This is a genomic window from Streptomyces yerevanensis, assembly GCF_000716805.1.
In the GTDB taxonomy this organism is placed as follows: domain Bacteria; phylum Actinomycetota; class Actinomycetes; order Streptomycetales; family Streptomycetaceae; genus Streptomyces; species Streptomyces flaveus.
Map to the genome: position 1 here is coordinate 1 of NZ_JNWJ01000259.1, position 403 is coordinate 403.

2 pseudogenes are annotated in these 403 nt (G+C 74.7%); both read left to right on the top strand.

Annotation, left to right across the window (positions count from 1 at the left end):
* A pseudogene (locus OP79_RS56725) lies at positions 1–203 on the top strand (IS5/IS1182 family transposase); the annotation flags it as partial.
* Positions 204–213: 10 nt separating this feature from the next.
* Positions 214–403: pseudogene (locus OP79_RS57970) on the top strand (IS5/IS1182 family transposase); the annotation flags it as partial.

Sequence of the window (403 nt, forward strand, 5' to 3'; positions counted from 1 at the left end):
CTTCGTGGCCGCCTCGGGTGGTACCCGGCGGCAGTTGCCCCCGGTGTCCGGCCCGGCCTGGCCGACGGTCTACCGACGTTTCGCCCGGTGGAGCCAGGACCGGGTCCGGGCCCGGCTGCACCGCGTCCTCCTGGACGAGCCCGGCGCCCGCGGCGAGCTGGACCGGTCGCGGTGCGCCATCGACTCCGTCAGCCTCAGGGCTGTAAAAAAAAGCCGCTGGTAGGCGGGATCCCACCGATCCGCTCCCGGCGCGGCCCGCGCCGCCGGCGACCGGCCAGGCTCCACGCCGGCAAGGGCTACGACTACGACCACCTGCGCCGGTGGCTCCGCAAGCGTGGCATCCGCCATCGCATCGCCCGCAAAGGCATCGAGTCCTCGCAGCGACTGGGCCGCCACCGCCGGG